The organism is Moritella sp. (assembly GCF_033791185.1).
GTDB lineage: Bacteria > Pseudomonadota > Gammaproteobacteria > Enterobacterales > Moritellaceae > Moritella.
Genome location: NZ_JASJHF010000243.1, coordinates 1 through 3254 on the forward strand (window position 1 = coordinate 1; position 3254 = coordinate 3254).

Here is a 3254-nt window from a genome sequence, read left to right on the forward strand (position 1 = left end):
ACTGCTAATAGGATCAATTTTACCTGGACGGTCAATGTCGCGAGAGTCTATGCCGCGCCACTCTTCAAGTGGTGTTTTACGTATAAAAGCAGTACCACGCACGTCGGTAATCGTACTAATGTCTTCGCCACGAGAAATACGGTGTGCAACTTCTACCAGTGGGCGTTCAGCATTACCGTAAATAAGAATGTCGGCTTTGGCATCAAAAATAACACTACGGCGCACTTTATCAGACCAATAATCATAATGGGCAATACGTCGTAAACTGGCCTCAATGCCGCCAATGACTACCGGTACACCTTTATAAGCTTCTTTACAACGTTGGGTATATACCATTACAGCACGGTCTGGGCGTTTACCACCTTCGTTATTTGGCGTATAGGCATCATCATGACGCATACGGCGTTCAGCGGTATAACGGTTGATCATTGAATCCATATTACCAGCCGTAACACCAAAAAATAAATTGGGTTTACCTAACTGCATAAATTCATCTTTTGAATGCCAGTTTGGTTGAGCAATCATCCCAACGCGAAAGCCTTGAGACTCTAGCATACGGCCAATAATCGCCATGCCAAAACTTGGATGATCGACATAAGCATCACCACTAACCAAAATAATGTCACAACTATCCCAACCTAAGTCGTCCATTTCTTGACGGCTCATCGGAAAAAAAGGTGCAGGACCATAGCATTCGGCCCAATATTTTGGGTAGTCAAATAGTTCTGTTTTTGGTAATGGGATCATAAAAAAAGTACCTAGATATAATTGCCGCGCAGTATAACAGAAATAAAAAGTTAAATACGTGTAAAAAATGTACCTTTGACCCACTCAAACATAAAATAATTACAATTTAATCGATATAATCACTATAGATATTTGATTTCTGTGTTGATTATTTGTTTAATAGTGCGTCAAAAAATTATAAGGCTGTATATGAACAACTTTCCATTAATTGTTGCTAGCGTAAGTTTACTGTTAAGTGCTTGTGCAACAAATGAGGCTATCGTTAATAAAAGCGATGACCAAACGAGTACTTTTACTGCACCTGTGCAAGGCGAAGAAGTATTAGCGCCAGATAACAGCAAAGCGATCACCTTAGAAAAGATCATGTCTGATCCAGATTGGATCGCACGTTCTCCGTCAAGATGGTATTGGGGTGATGACAATCAAACAGTTTTATACAAGCAAAAACGTTTAGGTAATCCACTTACTGACCTTTACAGTAAAAATATTGCAGAGCCGGGCAATGGTAGTAAAGTGGCTTTGGCCGACTTACACCTTAAAGCCGACCGTAATGCGGTATTGAGTTCAGACGGCACTAAAGAATTATACACCTTTAAAGGCAATGTTTTTCTCAAAACGTTGGCTACAAATGAAGTGCAACAGTTAACGTACACTTCAGCGATTGAAAACCAAGTGATGTTTTTAAGTAATGGCAATGTTGCCTATCGCATTGACAATGTGTTTTATGAGTTTGATACAAAAAACAATCAAATTCGTGAATTAGCAAATTTGCAAATGACCAATACACCAGGCGGTGAAGCTAGTAACCCCACTTATATTGCTAATGAACAACAAAAGCTAATCAAATATATTGCCAAAAAACAGCACCATAAAGACTTACGCGCTGACGAGGCAAACAAACTACGCAGTGAAAATAATACCATAGCTACCGCTGTTTTTTATTTTGGTGAAGGCAAGAAACTGGTCAATTCAAGACTGTCGCCAAATGCTGAGAAACTGATTGTCAGCGTAACTACTGATGTAAGTTGGAGCAATGATGGTGACATCATGCCTAATTATGTCACCGATGATGCAAATATAGACGCCCAAAAAGCTCGTCGTAGAGTATCGGATAACCGTAAATACGAAGAGCAAGTGTATTTAATTGATTTGGTTAACAATGCTCAGTACTTGTTAACGTATGATGCGTTACCGGGATTTGATGAAGATGTGTTAGCGTCTGTTAAAACAGAAAATTATGCTCGTGAAGGCAAAGAATATAAATCAGAGAAAAAGCCTCGTAATATTCATCTAATGAATTCTAATAGTATTCAATGGCATGAAAACTCCAAGCAAGTCGCCATTATGTTCGAAGCTTGGGACAACAAAGACCGCTGGATTGCGACCATTGATTTTGAGTCGAGCAAACTTGTTAATCAACATCGCTTACATGATGATGCATGGATTAACTGGGCGTTTAATGACTTTGGTTGGTTTAGCGCAACCGAAACTTTATATTTTCAATCAGAAGAAAGTGGTTACGGCCATCTTTATGTGAAACCGCTTAATGGCGAAACCAAAGCATTAACGCAGGGCAATTATGAAGTACGCGACTTAACTCTTACTAACGATGGTTCAAGTTTTTACTTTCAAGCCAATAAACATCATCCGGGTATTTATGAAATATACCATGTCGATGTTAATTCGGCCGTTATTCGCGCGGTAACAGATTTAGGCGGTAATAACTCATATGCATTGTCTCCTGATGAAACTAAGCTGCTTATTGAACACTCTACAACAACGATGCCACCTGAGCTTTATGTGCAAGACATTGGCGAAAATATTGAAGCCATTCGCTTAACGCACACTGTTACTGAAGAGTTTTTAGCGATGCCTTGGACTGCGCCTAGCATTGTTGAAGTGCCATCAACGCATACTCAACAAGGCATTTTCTCTCGTGTTTATCAGGGTGCACCTAGTGAAGGTACTAATGCAGCAGTACCAGGTAAAGCCGTAATGTTTGTTCATGGTGCCGGTTACTTACAAAACTCTCATTTAGGTTGGTCAGGTTATTTCCGCGAGTTTATGTTTCACTCAATGTTAGTACAACAAGGTTATACCGTTATTGATATGGATTACCGTGCATCAGATGGCTATGGCCGTGATTGGCGTACCGCAATTTACCGTCATATGGGTAAGCCTGAAGTAGAAGATATGCTTGATGGTGTCGATTGGTTAGTGGATAACGCTAACGTTGATAGAAATCGTGTTGGTGTTTACGGCGGCTCTTATGGTGGTTTCTTAACGTTGATGTCGATGTTTACCGAACCAGATGTATTCCAAGCGGGCTCTGCTCTGCGTTTAGTGTCTGACTGGACTTCATACAACCATGGTTATACCGCAAACATTCTAAATACCCCTGAAGACGATAAAATTGCCTATGAGCGCAGCTCGCCAATTTATTTTGCTGAAGGCTTACAAAAACCATTACTGATCAATGCGCCTATGGTCGATGATAATGTGTTTTT

1 protein-coding gene and 1 pseudogene are annotated in these 3254 nt (G+C 40.2%); one reads left to right on the forward strand and one right to left on the reverse strand.

Going from position 1 to position 3254, the window contains the following annotated elements; all coding sequences use genetic code 11:
* A pseudogene (locus tag QNK26_RS14235) lies at window positions 1-747 on the reverse strand (YgiQ family radical SAM protein); the annotation flags it as partial.
* Window positions 748-936: 189 nt separating this feature from the next.
* Between QNK26_RS14235 and QNK26_RS14240 the strand changes: the two are divergent.
* A partial coding sequence (locus tag QNK26_RS14240) for a S9 family peptidase (protein ID WP_319224115.1) occupies window positions 937-3254 on the forward strand: 2318 nt, incomplete at its 3' end.